The organism is Serratia sp. PL17 (assembly GCF_017832355.1).
In the GTDB taxonomy this organism is placed as follows: domain Bacteria; phylum Pseudomonadota; class Gammaproteobacteria; order Enterobacterales; family Enterobacteriaceae; genus Serratia.
The window spans coordinates 232,779-247,060 of sequence record NZ_JAFIBY010000007.1; the positions used below are offsets into that span (position 1 = coordinate 232,779).

General features: G+C 52.9%; 20 protein-coding genes. All 20 read right to left on the bottom strand.

The annotated features are described in order from the left end of the window. Positions 1–10: 10 nt before the first annotated feature. The 20 genes from JOE25_RS20735 to JOE25_RS20830 all read right to left on the bottom strand — a co-directional run bounded on the left by JOE25_RS20735 (position 11) and on the right by JOE25_RS20830 (position 14,267). Positions 11–529: a tail fiber assembly protein gene (locus JOE25_RS20735; RefSeq protein ID WP_209638460.1), complete on the bottom strand. Its 519-nt coding sequence runs from the start codon at positions 527–529 to the stop codon at positions 11–13. 2 nt (positions 530–531) lie between these two features. Next, on the bottom strand, positions 532–1,470 hold the full coding sequence (locus JOE25_RS26600) for a hypothetical protein (RefSeq protein WP_245210033.1): 939 nt from the start codon (positions 1,468–1,470) through the stop codon (positions 532–534). Beyond that, entirely contained in the window at positions 1,471–2,049 is a 579-nt protein-coding gene (locus tag JOE25_RS20745) for a DUF2612 domain-containing protein (RefSeq protein ID WP_209638591.1), read from the bottom strand. Then, positions 2,046–3,236, bottom strand: a complete 1,191-nt coding sequence (locus JOE25_RS20750; protein ID WP_209638462.1) for a baseplate J/gp47 family protein — start codon at positions 3,234–3,236, stop codon at positions 2,046–2,048. The genes JOE25_RS20745 and JOE25_RS20750 overlap by 4 nt, the downstream gene beginning before the upstream one ends. Next, positions 3,229–3,579, bottom strand: coding sequence for a hypothetical protein (locus JOE25_RS20755; protein ID WP_209638464.1), 351 nt, complete (start codon positions 3,577–3,579; stop codon positions 3,229–3,231). The genes JOE25_RS20750 and JOE25_RS20755 overlap by 8 nt, the downstream gene beginning before the upstream one ends. Continuing rightward, positions 3,576–4,328 carry a Gp138 family membrane-puncturing spike protein gene (locus JOE25_RS20760; RefSeq protein WP_209638466.1) on the bottom strand — a complete coding sequence of 251 codons (753 nt, stop codon included), beginning with the start codon at positions 4,326–4,328 and terminating at the stop codon, positions 3,576–3,578. The genes JOE25_RS20755 and JOE25_RS20760 overlap by 4 nt, the downstream gene beginning before the upstream one ends. A 58-nt stretch (positions 4,329–4,386) precedes the next feature. After that, complete coding sequence (locus tag JOE25_RS20765; protein WP_209638468.1) at positions 4,387–5,526, bottom strand: hypothetical protein; 1,140 nt, start codon at positions 5,524–5,526, stop codon at positions 4,387–4,389. A gap of 5 nt (positions 5,527–5,531) precedes the next feature. Next, the gene (locus tag JOE25_RS20770; protein ID WP_209638470.1) at positions 5,532–6,593 is read right to left on the bottom strand and encodes a hypothetical protein; all 1,062 of its coding nucleotides are present in this window, start codon (positions 6,591–6,593) and stop codon (positions 5,532–5,534) included. 3 nt (positions 6,594–6,596) lie between these two features. Further along, positions 6,597–6,902 carry a hypothetical protein gene (locus JOE25_RS20775; RefSeq protein WP_209638472.1) on the bottom strand — a complete coding sequence of 102 codons (306 nt, stop codon included), beginning with the start codon at positions 6,900–6,902 and terminating at the stop codon, positions 6,597–6,599. Further along, positions 6,899–7,504: a phage baseplate protein gene (locus tag JOE25_RS20780; protein ID WP_209638474.1), complete on the bottom strand. Its 606-nt coding sequence runs from the start codon at positions 7,502–7,504 to the stop codon at positions 6,899–6,901. Before JOE25_RS20780 ends, JOE25_RS20775 begins: the two co-directional genes overlap by 4 nt. Further along, complete coding sequence (locus JOE25_RS20785; protein WP_209638476.1) at positions 7,504–9,510, bottom strand: lytic transglycosylase domain-containing protein; 2,007 nt, start codon at positions 9,508–9,510, stop codon at positions 7,504–7,506. Before JOE25_RS20785 ends, JOE25_RS20780 begins: the two co-directional genes overlap by 1 nt. Further along, on the bottom strand, positions 9,500–9,652 hold the full coding sequence (locus JOE25_RS20790) for an NTP pyrophosphohydrolase (RefSeq protein WP_209638478.1): 153 nt from the start codon (positions 9,650–9,652) through the stop codon (positions 9,500–9,502). The genes JOE25_RS20785 and JOE25_RS20790 overlap by 11 nt, the downstream gene beginning before the upstream one ends. A 35-nt stretch (positions 9,653–9,687) precedes the next feature. Next, positions 9,688–10,086, bottom strand: coding sequence for a phage tail assembly chaperone (locus tag JOE25_RS20795; protein WP_209638480.1), 399 nt, complete (start codon positions 10,084–10,086; stop codon positions 9,688–9,690). Positions 10,087–10,096: 10 nt separating this feature from the next. Continuing rightward, the gene (locus JOE25_RS20800) at positions 10,097–10,537 is read right to left on the bottom strand and encodes a DUF3277 family protein (protein WP_209638482.1); all 441 of its coding nucleotides are present in this window, start codon (positions 10,535–10,537) and stop codon (positions 10,097–10,099) included. A gap of 11 nt (positions 10,538–10,548) precedes the next feature. Then, positions 10,549–12,027, bottom strand: a complete 1,479-nt coding sequence (locus JOE25_RS20805) for a DUF3383 domain-containing protein (RefSeq protein WP_209638484.1) — start codon at positions 12,025–12,027, stop codon at positions 10,549–10,551. 3 nt (positions 12,028–12,030) lie between these two features. Beyond that, a complete protein-coding gene (locus JOE25_RS20810; RefSeq protein ID WP_348539700.1) occupies positions 12,031–12,471 on the bottom strand; it encodes a hypothetical protein in 441 nt (146 codons plus the stop codon). A gap of 102 nt (positions 12,472–12,573) precedes the next feature. Further along, positions 12,574–12,966: a head-tail adaptor gene (locus JOE25_RS20815; RefSeq protein WP_209638488.1), complete on the bottom strand. Its 393-nt coding sequence runs from the start codon at positions 12,964–12,966 to the stop codon at positions 12,574–12,576. Further along, entirely contained in the window at positions 12,966–13,472 is a 507-nt protein-coding gene (locus JOE25_RS20820) for a hypothetical protein (protein ID WP_209638491.1), read from the bottom strand. Before JOE25_RS20820 ends, JOE25_RS20815 begins: the two co-directional genes overlap by 1 nt. Beyond that, positions 13,469–13,879, bottom strand: coding sequence for a DUF4054 domain-containing protein (locus tag JOE25_RS20825; RefSeq protein WP_209638492.1), 411 nt, complete (start codon positions 13,877–13,879; stop codon positions 13,469–13,471). The genes JOE25_RS20820 and JOE25_RS20825 overlap by 4 nt, the downstream gene beginning before the upstream one ends. Continuing rightward, a complete protein-coding gene (locus JOE25_RS20830; protein ID WP_209638494.1) occupies positions 13,848–14,267 on the bottom strand; it encodes a hypothetical protein in 420 nt (139 codons plus the stop codon). Before JOE25_RS20830 ends, JOE25_RS20825 begins: the two co-directional genes overlap by 32 nt. Between the last annotated feature and the right edge of the window lie 15 nt (positions 14,268–14,282).

Sequence of the window (14,282 nt, forward strand, 5' to 3'; positions counted from 1 at the left end):
CTCCCGTTATTTATGGGGCAACAGGCCATTCAATATTTTGATCTGAGGATGTATCCAGTCTGCTCAAAATGACAACGTATTTCTCCAACTCCATCAGTTTTCGTTTTTCTTCCACGGTGGACATCTGATGTTTATCAGCCAGTTCTAACGGTTTCATCAAATAATAAGCATCTTCAATTAGCTGAGCCTTTCTTTTCTCTGCTTTATTGCGACATTCATCATCTGTATATTCCCGCGAGATAAGCATTAAACCATCAAACACCCACTCCCCAGAATCTGATAAGTTGGATGGAATTTCATTTAAACTCAACTCTACAACTGATAGATTAATTGGCCAAAGCATTGATATATCTTTGGATATGGCAACTACAACACCATTTTCATCATAGGCAATTTTGACTGTATCTGGGGAGAATTCCTTTTGATTTTCATACCAGTCATTACCATCCTCATCACAAAGGTAGGAAACAGTAACACCTAATGCTGGATTGTCCGGGATGTACTGTTTTAGTTTCTTTAAGTGTTTCATAATTAAATCGTCCCGATAGTTGCCCACTGACCATTAATCAATACCTGAACAGCCGAGTACGAAGCCCAGATACTAGGGGCATAATTAGAACCTGACATGCCGGTGTAAACACAGCCTGATGGTAAATCAATGCGCCCTCCGGTGTCGGGAATAACTGTTCGCCCAGACAGGCGGACACCCTGGACTAAGTTTTTATATGCCCATTCTTGTGCTTTGTTTTGTGCGTTATTTATATTGTCATTGAGCCAGTTATGCAGATAGCCGCCCCACAAGTCTCCAGAGACATCCCCGTTTGGATAAAGCTTTGAACCGTCGCCACCTCCAGCACCTACTGTACCACTGGCATTAAATGAACCATCATTTCTAAGTTCAAACCACCCTTCATTCCCTCCATTGGCAACATGAATACCAAAGAAGTGATATTGATTCATGCGTTCAACATGGTAAATATCGACAAACAAATTACCATTTCCTTGTATACGCATTCCGTTCGTTTGCCTTTCATTATTTACAGGGTCTTGAAGACCGCGTTTAATAATGAAATTCTGACCATTAACGTATAGGGTTCTTCCGGCGGTTAAATCATTCCCTGTTGATAATCCATCACTGACATTTAGCCAATTTATCGTATCGCCAGATTTTTTAATGTACCGAACATCTAGCTTACCCACAGAATAAAAAAATATAGCTTTAGCAAGAGAATCTTTAATCTTTGCTAAATTTCCATCATCCAGCACATCGTCACCAGACTGTTCAGCTATAAATCCCGCAAGCACTGCAGCCATCACTGTTGATTGCCGCCAAACCTTATTTAGTTGCTCACTTTTAGCTATCCCTGAGTTGAAACCAGCTCCGACAGCAGGAAGTGCCTCATATTCTTCCTGCGTCAGAACGTTCGCATATTCACCGATGGCAAACGGTTTAAATTCGTTCTTCGCCATTTATCCCTCCACGACTTCATAGTTGACGGTAATCCCCATCGGTTTAATCGAGAGATAACCTTGCCGAATAATTTCTTTGGTAATTGCTGGTATTGCAGCACCGCGCGCAGTGATCGTCATGCTCATGTCGAGATTGTCTGAAAAAGAGATAACGATACCGCCCTCCGGGTAAATTGACGCCAGCACCGCGGGCAGTGTTTCTACAGTGCCGTCCCAGTTGTTAGCACCAATCTTGGCACGCAACACGGTTAGGTATGTGTCATCATCCAGATCGATATACTCATCTCCGGAGTCATAGCGCCCTTTCCAACTCCCCAGATCAAAACCCAGCTCTGGATCATCGAATGAAAAATAATGGTTCACTGCTGGCGCACGTATGCGTCGCCCGCGTCCCACCCACAAGCCGACGACGTCAAGCTGAAAGCCGACGGCATCGTCGAGATCAAACGCCGATACGATGGCCCGTATGCTTTCCTGCTGGCGAGTGAATGCCTCAGTAACAGAGTTGACAGTGGCGTAATACTTGGGAAACTGGCAGTGATAGGCGGGAATTAATGCGGTGTATTTGTTGGTCATTATGCCACCGTGATAATTGCGATATTCTCCGGCGAACAGGTCGCAGACTCGTTAAACAGGATCGGAATATTAGCCTCGCGCATCGTGACCGCATCTTTGCCAATGCTCACGGTCATCAGGTCGTAGGTTTTCCCGCTGGCGGCGTTTCCCAGCGTGGCAGGAACGTAGAGCCGCGAAAAATAAACGGTGTCGCCGATGTACAGCGTGTTGATGTAGTCGGACACGGCTTTTTTGATGTCCTCGCCGATGTCACTGGTGTAGCCAGGAAGCACCTTAATTTTGATAGCCCCGTAAATCGGGACTTTAGTCGGCCGGAAAAAATGGATCGACTTGTCTACGGCGTAGGCATCCTTAACAATCACCGTCGTCGTCCCGAACGTCGGCGCGCCAGGTGATTTTTTTATCGCGATAATCCGGGCAATCTCTTCAGCGTCGCCGCCGTCCACCACCATCGAAACCGCATGCGCTGGAACACCGTTATCATCGGTTTCCGAAGTGTCGTTGTCGTAGCCCTTATAACGCGTCACGCCAGTGATATTGGCAATGGCGCCTACGAGTCCCTCCATGACGGTTCGGGACGGTAGCGCGACGCTGAGCGCCTGCCGCTGTCGCAGTTCCGCATCAGTTTCCACCGGTTTACCGGCGGTGGCCGCTTCAGGGTTCGTGACGGACTGCCAGCCGCGCGTTGGTGTAGCAATTTGCGAAACATCGCCAGGTAGTGCAGTGATGGCGCCAGCCTTCTGCGCCGTTGCGGTTACCACCGCCTGACCGTGAATGTCGAGTTCTACCTCTGCAGGTAAATCCCAGAGGTTCCCGGCGCTGTCGCGTACTGAGGAATTTCTGATGACTATGCCAACCTGGCCGATCAGTTTCACATCAACCGTGGAATTTGACGGCGCCTTGCGGCTGATGCCGTTGATTTTGACGTTACTCGCCAACCCCGCGCCGATGCCTGTCACCGGGCTAAACGCATTCCAGGTTGCGATCGCCGCATTGTTGCCGCCGTGCATCGCGTAGGCGATCAGCGACAACAGCACGCCGTCTTTGCTGTCTGGCTCGATGTAGATGTCATCGCCATAGATACCGCGAAAAATTGTCTGCCAACCGGTGAGGATGGTCTGGAATTCAGGCGTGCTCATCCCTGCCGCCGTTATTTTTGGCAGCATCGAATCGATAATGTCTTCATACATAGGTGGTTACCGAGGTTTGCCCGAAGGCGGTGTTTAGGGTGGCGGTGACCAGCAAGTCGCGGGTTTCTACGTCGCGTTGGCTCTGGTACTCAACTATCTCGGTCACATTCGGCGTACCGAGGATGCGCTCACGGATCACGATGTCGTAGAGGCCCGACGTGTATTTACCGAGTATCTGCGTCCAGTCGGTGCCGGCAGTGGTATCGAGGAACCACTCGCCCTTTCGCAACTGCAGGCGGCTGATCACCGCCATGCCCACCGCCTCGGGCGTGTTGATGAAGAAATCGCCCTCGCCGCGCCCGAAGCTGTAATCGCCGTTCTTGTCTTCTTTGCGGTATCTCATAGCGGCTCACTCGTCTCAGGCCCGTCATGTTCACGATGTTTATGAGCCATCAGGCTCTTCCCACCGGCTTTGACATCGTTGGTCACGCTCACTGGCCCCAGCATCGTCGCCGTACCGCCGCCATCGCCCATGCCCTGCGACAGGTTGCCGTTGATGGTCACGTTGCCATTGAGCACGATTTCGGGGGAGTTAATCTCCGTGCCGCCCTGCGCGCTGGCGGTCAGCTTTCCTGAGGTGGTGACGTTCACCGCGTGGCTACCAGGGTTTAGCTCAATAAAGGCCGCACCGTCGTCAGTGCGCAGTTGTGCGGCGCTGGTACTGATACCGCTGATTTTCTGTGCCTGTGACTGCGGGCCGACAATCGCGAAGGCATCGGATAGATCGTGCATTCTCTCGGCGCCCGACTCCTGCACGCCGCCGTTTTGCCACCAGAAATCGATGCCACGGTCAGCAAACACAATAAGGCACTCATCGCCAGCCTTAACCGGAAACGTAAGCGTGACACCTCCGCCGCGCGGGAAAGTAACCGGGATGTCTACCAGTAGCGGCAGACTGGCTGAATTGCCGCCTCCAGCGCTCTCCGGCTCGTAACCTTTCACCGCCGGCAGCACTACGCAAGTCACCGCGTCAGCGTCAAAGGATTGGATGATGCCGGGGATTGATACGCGCATTCCTGCGCTGATGGCCGCAGCTAGCGCCTGGTCGGCCTGTTGCTTGTCGCCGATCTGAGATTGGAGTGATACAGGCATGAATTTTTCCCATAAAAAAACCCGCCGAAGCGGGTCTGGTATGCCAACAGGGGGGCGCTTATAGAAGCCCCGCTTTCTCTGCTACTGATATATACAACACATCACCATGACCACTGCATGGAACAGCCACGGTCACCATTGCCGCATATCCGGAGTTATTTTTCCGAGAACACATTTCTTGATGCATTTTGGCTAGTCTGGCCGCATGGTCAAAATCAATGATGCGTCCAAAAGTCGCTTCTCCAAGTGCAGTATTTTTCGTTAAGTCAGGAATGCTCTTGTTTTTAATTATCGAAGCAAAATTAGACAATCCATTTCCAACTTGGTTAAAGCATGGGTTTTCGATCTCCAGTCCAGTGTATGCTGAAACCCGCTGACACTCTGTCAATAGCTCTTTTGTGGAAATTTCGACTTGATTTAGAGTTAGCTTATACTTTCCGATTTTTGCATAGACTTGTCTCGGATCGGTGGAGTTTGGTGTTCGTGTTACGAAAGGCATGCTATTAAATGCCTTTCTCAGAGCAGGGGCCTTCTCAATAGAAATAACATTGCCAAGTTCAGTTACAGCAAACTCAGGATTGACTTTGTCATAATCCGCCATTCTTTTTACTTCAATCTGCTCAGCATTATATCTAGCTTGATCTCTCATGGAACTAATCGAAATAACAAATTCATTCCTTCTTTTATAGAGTTCAGCGATTGATTTTTTAAAATCCAGCTCACTAACATTGTTAAGGCCCAAAAACTCACGATCTTTGGAAAAATCACGATACAAGTCTGATGAATGACCTGTATCTGATAAAATACTCGAACCAAAAACAGCAGAGAAACGGTTCAGTATTTCCGCCATTGTTGGATTTCTAACTGATGGGTCTTCAATTTTATACAGCGAAGGTGCTTTCCCATCATAATCATGTATTGCAACATAGAATGCAGTTATACCTAACGCATTATTATTTGCTTTATCTATTGCATCATTAAGCGAGCAACCACCTTTACATAGCGACTCCCCACCTTCACTTGCCGTTATCTTGTCATCTTTTAGAACATACTCCAGTGCTTTCATCCCAGAACTCGAAAACACAGCCTCTTTTTTCTGTTCTTTATACTGTTTGTCTGATTCCATTTTCTGGGCCAAACCGCACCCAGAAAGTGACTGACAGATAATAAATATAGAAACGAGTTTTTTAATTTTCATATCGTTTAAGTGGTCCGATTAACGGTAGCGCTAGTTTGCAAATCTGCCGAGCCGCGCGCAAAGCACATTAAATCCATGTACCACGCTTGGCCCCTTGTGTCGCCAGTATAGTCGATCGCTTTCACGATATACACGCCATCCGTCGCAACGCTGGCCGGCTGCTGCAGGCTACCAGTAACAACCCGGTTTCCGTTCTGGTCGGTTTCGCTGATGCGTCCACCAGACTGAGCAACTTCACTATCGGAAAGCGCGACACGGTATACCGATGCCTGGTCGAGTTGGATCAGGCCGTTAATGCGAATGTTCGGGTTGATGAGGCAACGCACGTTAACACCAGCGCCCATCGTCTGCTGTGGCATACCGATCAGCCCGGTATTGCTGTTTAGCACAATGGCCTCATGAATGTATTTATCCTCGTTAACCATCTGCAACTGGCCGTCGATCAACTGCCAAGTGGCCTTACACATGCCTGCAACCGAGTCCATAACGTCGCGCGCAGACTTGAACAACGACAACCCTCTGGGGAAAACCGTGTCTGGGAAAGTTCCCGTGATCCCTTGGGTGATACCGTAGGCCCCAAAGCTTTTCAGCGCCACATTGTACATGTCAGCCACCGTGTAGCCGGCGGCGAGAGTCGTGTTCACCGTCGCATAGAGAAATGCCTCATGATCGCCCACGGCCTGAATAAGCACCCAGGAATCAGTGGGGTTGTCTTTGCCGGTGATTGTAAAACGGAGATCACCCTCAAAAATCATCCCGAAGTTCTGCCCGTCACGCTGTCCGGGTTTCACCGGGTCCACCGGGCGCGCCACACCGACCTGATTGGCGTCTGCATCCGGCGCGATCCCATCGTAACCGGCAATCATTCGAATCTTGGAAAACTCGCTGCCCAGAATGCGGTTCTGGGTATCGGGTGACAGGTTGTAAATTTTTATGTTGGCGACACGCGGCCATTTCGTATCGGCCCACTCAATGCGAAACGTGACTTTAAAATCTGAAAGGCTAATGCCGCTACCCTGCTGGTCGAGCAGCTGCAGCTCAAAATGGCGCATCCAGTTCTGACTCATGGCCTACCCCTGCACATAGTAAAGATGGCTGCCAATACCCAGATTGGTTTTCGTCGGCAGTTCCGGTTCGTTATTGTCAACCATGACGACCAGCGCACCGGCGAACTCCAGATGTGCATGTTGCGCCAGTAGGTTCGCGCCAGGCACCAACGAAATACTGTTCACCAGCGCACCTCCAGCGCTATCCATAAGGTCGAGGATCCAGCCAGCTTCATCACGCCAGGTGAGCCGCATATTCATCTGTTGGCCGCCAAGCGTGATCCCGAATTGCTGATTATCAGGTGTCAGGGGAATTTCCTGAATATTCATCCAAATCCTCCCAACACACCCAGAACGCCACGCTGCGCCTGGGAGAGCAAACTTTCATTAACCGGCTTGGCAGATTTCGTGCCGGAGTTCTGCACCGCTGACGTGCTGGCGCCATCGGCCATATTGGATTTATCGGCTACCGAAACGCTATGGGTGCGGGAAATAATGACATTTCGTAGCGTGAGCGAACACATCAGTACGTTCTCACTGATTTTGTCGGTGGTGACATCCAGCGACTTGATCAGCATGTTCTGATACTGACGTTTTCCGGTGGTGACATCAAAAGGAATTCGGCTTTCCTGTAACGCCACCAACTGCTGATAAACCTCACGCGGGCCGGTACCGAGAGACAGCCCACTATTTAGATTCAACATCTGCGTAGTGTCTACCCCATCCAGTAGCGAACCTCCACCAGCAAAGCCCAGTTCCATCGTCACTTCAGGAGGTCGCTTGTAGGCGTGGTCGCTGACCGGAGCGCCATCCTCGATCGGGTGCTCAGTGATTTCCAGCGTGTCGCTGTGCTTTTCTGAAATCGCAACACTGGGGACAATGGCGCCGATCTTCCGGGTCTGCTGTGAAAACAGAACGGAGAGAATATCCATTATTGCGGCCTCGCATAGAGTTGCTGGGTAAGGCGGGAATTAACACCGGTTTGACGGTCAGCGACTTCCATCCCGGCGCGCGCTGGGTCACTTACGCCGTGAATATGGATGTTGGTTTCTTGCTGTACCGTCGCGCCGCCGGCACCCGGCATATTGCTGCGCACTTTCGGGATGTAGTTCCGCGTCTCCGCCGGCATCAGATCCATGCCGTGCTTTTGAACGTTGCCGATCCCCCAGTTGTAGGAAGCCAGCGTTTTATCCAAGTCGCCGCCGTTCATGCGCAGCAGCATGCCAAGATAGCGCGCCGCGGCCGCCGCCGACTTGGACGGGTCGAATACGTCGTCGCCGCGCAGTCCCATATCTCGGGCCGTTCCAGGCATAAACTGGAATAAGCCTTTCGCGCCGGCACCGGAAACAGCGAACTGATTACCGCCTGACTCCGTCAACGCGACGCTGCGCAGTAGGCCAGCCGGCAGGTTGTACAATGCCTCGAGCTGCGTCAATTTTGGTTGCAGCCATCCCAGCAACGCGGCCCCCGCCTTGGTGGCCTGCGGCCGGCGCACCGACTGGCCGTGTTGCGCCGCCTCTCCCTGGCGCCATGGCAGCAGCTTGCGGCCCCATTCGTCCACCGTATCGCTGCCCGGCAAGTTGTTGAGGAGATTCGCGACAACGTTGTTTTTCAGCCAGGGGTATTTTTCCTCAAGCGGCTTGGCGACATACTCCTCTAGCGCCAGCGCCCCACCAATCACCCCTGCTCGGCCAATTCCTTTAAAGGCTTTGGACAGACCGCCGACGCTTTTTGTCACAGAGCTGATGGCGCCAATCATTTTTGCTGCCCAGCTTACCGCGATAAACCCAGCCAAGATTTCCAGAGCCGTTTTCCATCCACCCACGGCATCTTTGAGATCGAGCAGTTTGTCACGCAGCCAGATTATCGCCGCTTTCGCCTGGGTAATTGCTGGCTCCCACGCTTTCCAGTCAATCAGGCTCTTGCCGCCCTCTTTCCACGTCTGATAATCGTCCCAGAGCAAGCCCATGGCGACCACCAAAGCGGTGATCATGCCGATAGGCGACATCAGGAACGCGCTATTTAACATGCGCCAGGCCACCAGTAACGCACCAAAGGTTCCCAATAGTTTTTTAGACTCGGTATCAAGCCCTTTCCACCACTCGATCACCTTGTCGATTGCCTGATAGCCGCGGTAGAGCATTCGCCCAAATACTTCCGCCAGCCAGAGAACCCCCTTCACCGTTTTGGTGATGAAGCCCTCTATCTTGGGGAAGTTGTCCATGATGCGCTTGCGTAGCGAGTCCAGCGAGCCGCTAAGCCCTCCGGCGAGGTCAGAGCCTATCTTGTCCTTTGCCATGCCCAGCAAAGCCGTCAGGCTGCGCATGGATGTCATAAATTTATTGGATTGTGCGGCTGCCTTGTCCGAGTCCAGACCAACAGCTTTCAGCATGCCCTGATAATCTGCCGTAAATCCGGAAATCCCCCGGCGCATTGCGAGCAGCGTGTTTTCATCAATGCCCAGCATCTGCGCATACTGATTGGCACGGTACTGCGGCATGCTGCGCAGTTTGTCGCCTACACCGGTAAAGATGGCAGCGGTGTCGCGCATCTGCCCGTTCGCGCCGCGCGTCTGCACGCCCAGGCGGTTCAGGAATCCTTCGGCCCCTGGGTTATTACGTATGAAGCGTGCAAGGCTTTCCAATGAGCCCTGCGCCGCGGCAGCATCGGAACCGGTTTGTGAAGCGGCGTAACCCAGCGCGCGGATGCCTGCTACGGATGCACCAGTGCGCTGTGATGCCCAATACAGTTTGTCGGACGCCTGGGCGACCTTCGTAGTAAAGGCAATGACTGACAGCGCGGCTCCTTCTACCGCCACACCCATTTTGAGCACGTTCGCCGTAACGCCAGCGACGACGGCAGAAAATTTCCGCTCGCCGGCAGAGTCGATTTCGAAGCCCAGCGAGATCAGAAAGTCCTTGATGGTTTCAGCGTTCATTGTCCTGTCTCCACTTCTCTATCTTCGCTTCGTTATCGGCTTTCAGGTCCAGATAATCATTCATCAGTGCAATGTCGTAGAGGTCAATGCGCCCGTCCTTGAGCGCCTCAAAATTGCACATACCCGCATCTACAGGCCGCATGATGTAATCCTCACCGCCCGGCAGAACGTCCAGCGTTATTCCTCCGTGTGGTCGTCCTTCTCGCTGCCTTGGAGTTCTTGCAAAAAATTTCCCAGCGAGTCCCCAACCACCTTGCCGACAATCTGCAGCATGGTCATCAGATCGATGTCATCAAACATCAGCTGGCCGCCGGTGAATACGGCGTTAAAGTTTTTTCCGTTCTTCCGCGACACCACCGCAAGGCATGGGTGGATGATGGCGTTGCAGTCTTCCTCCTTTAGGTCGGCAATAGACTGAGCGATGATCGGAAGCGCTGATTCAATAGTGATTTTCCCACCCTTCAGTTCGCCCAGAATCCCCGCCAGCACCGGCAGCAGTTTGCGAGAGACTTTCAACTGGTCGAATACGCCCAGCTTCACCGCGCTGTACTTCTCACCCTTAATTTCAAATTCCATGTATTACCCCTTAAAACGTGCCGAGCAGTTGGTCAATCTTGCCGCAGTCGAATACCCAGGCGACGGTGTTACCGTCTTTGGCGTTCGTGTGATCTGGTTGTTTCTGGAAAGCCACGCTCCGCGCGGTGGTGACGTCATTACTGGATTTGTTACGTACCACGATGACGTTGTTTCCCCATGTCGCAGAGGAAAGAGACTGGGCGTTGTACATCACCGATAATTTGGCGTGCACCGGGCTGGTTTTCAGCAGACTGACAGTAATCGTGCCGGATTTGCTCGCATGAAGGCTGTGCATCACCTCACCGTCAGCACCGGTCACCATGGTGTTCTTGTTTTCCGACATGGTGATGGTGATCCCCTCGTCGGAAGTCGCCGCGCCGTTGCCGAGGTCAATTGAACCGCCGACGCCGGTGATATTGGCCGATACGTCCAAAAAACTATACGTTGACATTTACCGGCTCCTTAGCGGTTAACGTTGATGATGACGTCGCCAAAATGCACAGCGCCGGCCAGTTTGATCGCAACCTGCATTACCGGTGCTTTACGTGCCTCACGCTCTGCCTGTGCCTGCTGGGCAATCGGTGGTGCATAGGTGTAATACCCCTTGGTCAGCGTGTCGCCATTGCTCAACGCGCCGAAACTGTCACCACCCCAGACACCCGGAGCAATCAAACCGTTATCCGCACCCTGCGCCAGTGATGCCTCGACGTTGGTCAGTAGATCGGTGATACCTTCATCGGTCTGCGGGACTTTCGTCGCACTGGTGTAAAGACGGTTGTAGTAGTTGGTCTGGACGTAGTTCTGCAGCCAGTCCAAGCCGTGGCGTTCGTCGAAGAAATCGGCGTTGCACATCACCCCTTCCTGCAAAATGGCTGTGTCGTTGTCGTAATTGACAAACACGTTGCAGTTTTTCGCCTGTAGCGTCAGCGCCTGGGTTTGAGTCAGCGTTTCAGCAACAATCCCCGGCTCTTGCTTAAACTTGATAGTGATTGTTGTGCGCCAGCCGGCAAAGTTGACAGTAAAGGCACGGCCCAGAATCGACACGGCGGCGTAAGGACTATGGCTGGAGTACTGCACACAGGTAGTGCCAAGGAACGCCGCTTTCAGGCGGCTGGCAATGTCCGTGTTGTTGTCTGCATCCAGCACGGCGGTGTTCTGCGTGGTGTGGGCGTAGATGCGCGAAACGCTGTCGGACTGGATCTGCTCAGCAACAGCCAACACCTGGTCATCAGTGATCGTATCGGCGATAAACAGACCGTACCACTTCGATGAGAAGTCGATAAATTTCGCGACGCACTCCTCAATAGTTTCCGCCGGCTGCCGGGCGATAGCTTTCGCTCCGGTGCCCTCAAGGATCCCCATCAGCACAGAAATATCGGTGCCCGTGGCGTTAGGTGTCGCATAGCTAACCGCGGACGCCTCGCCTGTGGTTTTCGATGTCACCACAAAGCGCGCGTTGTTCGCATCCCAGACGACGGTCGCCGTGGTCAGCTTTTCCGCCACGCGGGCAGCGACGCCGTTCAGATTTGTTTCTGCCGACAGGTCCACGCCGGAAACCGTTTTAACCGTGCCATCGACGCTGATTTTCATCGCGCCATCTGTTACGGCTGTAAAGTTGGTCATTGCCTGCTGCGCCGTGTTCAGGATTGCCCCACGCAGCACCGCAGCGGTGTCCTCTTTCACCCAGCGGCCGACATACAGGTCGATCGGTTGTGGCCGCTGCCAGTAGTAGACCTGCGCAGCCATTGCCTCCGGTGCCTGAATACCGAAGTCAGATTGCACACCAGCAATGCCGGAATAGGCGCGCATCCGCTCGCTGGCGTCGATCACAACTGAAGAGCCGATAATCAACAGCGAACCAAAGTTTCGAGCCTGCGCCGCGCGCAAGGCCATATTTACCGTGACGCCGACGACGTTACGGACAGGTAATCCCTGTGCCATAAATTATTCTCCGAAGAATTTAACAGATGCATCCACCAGCGACTTGATGTCGTATTCGCGGATCACTTTGCGGCGCAGGCGCACGGCGATGTCATACCGTCGCACCCACTGGTTATTGATGAGTTCTGGAAGGTTTAATATCCGACCGCAATCCAACAGGGTCAGACCGATTTTTTGCAGTTCGTCGTTGTTCTGCGAGACAAACAGCCCATTACGGAATTGAGTCGCGACAGACATCCCCTGCGGGCCATAGAAGCAACATAGAGTTTCGATAGTTTCATGCGACCACTGCTCGGCACTTTCATCTCCCTGAACATGTGCCGGATACATATCATCAGGCAGACTGGTAATGCCGAACGCACACCAGGTGGTTCCGTTTTTCGGTATCTGGATTTGTGGGTCAGTCCAGCGGGGATAGACGACGTTTTTATCCAGCCCAGTCACTCCACGGATCCAGCGACTAAGTAGTCGCTCCAGTTCCTCGTCGTAGGCAGGGCCGTTACCAGTCGGAGTGAGATATCCGGGTGTTGTGCTGTCGTTACTCACTTAGCCCCCTTCCTGCCCCACCAGCTCACAGTGGGCCTGAACAAAACCGGCGCCATAGCGGGTGTACGGATCGACAAACGTTACCCGATACAGTCCGCCGTTATAAACGACAAGGTCGGCATCAAGATTTGGGCCATCAGCGGCGCTCTTGCGGCCCTGAGTGAGCCTGAATTGCGTCACGATAAGAATGGCACCGTTAATGTTCTGGCCGGCAGCCATACGCCTTGCTTCCAGAGAGCGATCGACAGTTACTACGCCGGTGAACGGGATTTCCTGAGGGGTGTTGATCGGAAAGTTGTCATCGTCCGTCGTCTGTATCTGCCGACGGCAAACCAGAGAGAAATCGACAAAATCCGGGTCGAGCAGCACCTCGGTCACATCGAGAAGCGGCATTACTTACTCCTTACCACGTAGGTGATTGAGCGCAATAGGTAGCCGTGGGCATAGAGTGGCTTATCGCCGGGAAGGCCTTGAGCGCGGCGGTTGGCCTTCGTCGCATCCGATAGCGGATGAAGTCGATCACCAGAGCCGATAACAGCCTTGGCGCCATCACGCGCAATCTGTCCAGCGCTTTCAAGTTCTCGCTGCGCCGCCTCCGCTTTACCGTTCAGAGCAGCCACGGCCGCCGCCTTCAGGTGTTCAGTGGTTCGCTGCTTGGTGTCCTCGATACCCATATCCAAAAACGGCCGTGGCGGCAGCGTGACGGTCTGGCCGCCAAGCTGCACCGTGGCGCCAGTAGACTGTAGATACCCGATCTCCGCGTTGTTCAGGGCTTCCCCGTCCTCACGCGTCGCGTTGGCCTCTGGTATGCCCACCAGCACATCCATTTTTGAAAGTGAGCGCAGGGAGGACAAAACTGATTCGGCATTATCCTTCCTGACCTTGAGCCCGCTTTTCATAGCAACTGCCTCCCACCCGCTCCGAACATCGACCACCACCAGAAGAATTCACGGCCATAACCGGTGTTATTCCAGAAGCCGGCATCCGGGTTAATCACCCCAGACACGTCATAGCTGACGCTGACCTTATCGACCGATTTGGATGTCGCCACGCCAGCAGAGCCGTTGCTGTTGACCATGCCGAGAGAAGCCCCAGCCAGTGCGCGCCCGCGCAGCTCAGTGTAATGCGCTGTAAAAAGCTCAGCGAGATACACGAACTGATCACTCAGCACGTCCTGATTGAGGATGATGTCGGCCTGGCCAAGGTAGAAATTTACTGCGGCGTCGGGATAGCGGGTTTTGTCAGCAAACTCGGGGAAGTCTTCGCGAAATTTATCATTTGTTGGCAGCAGGCTGTTTTTTGGCATTCTCGGCCCCTTTTTCACCGTCAGGCTCTTTAACGGGTTCCTTTTCTGCCAGCAGATTCTGCAGGTCGGCGATAGTGGCCAGGTGCTCGTCAATGGTCTGATCGCACGCATTACGCTGTTCGGTCAGCTCAGCAACCTTGTCTTTTTCCAACGCCAGCAGCTTCTGCAGGTCGGTTACTTCACCTTCCAGCGAGGCAACACGCAAAGATAAATCGACAGATTGCTGCTCTTGTTCCAGATCTGATTCATTCAGAGGTGCTACGTAAGCGCTGAATGCCCAGTGCTCTTTGACCTTCGCCGGGAAACCATCATGGATCCCTGGTGATAATTCAAATTTTGTGCCGTCGGCAAAGCTGAGTGAAGCGGCTGCAGATACGATGTATTTCATTTTGTTACTCCATGA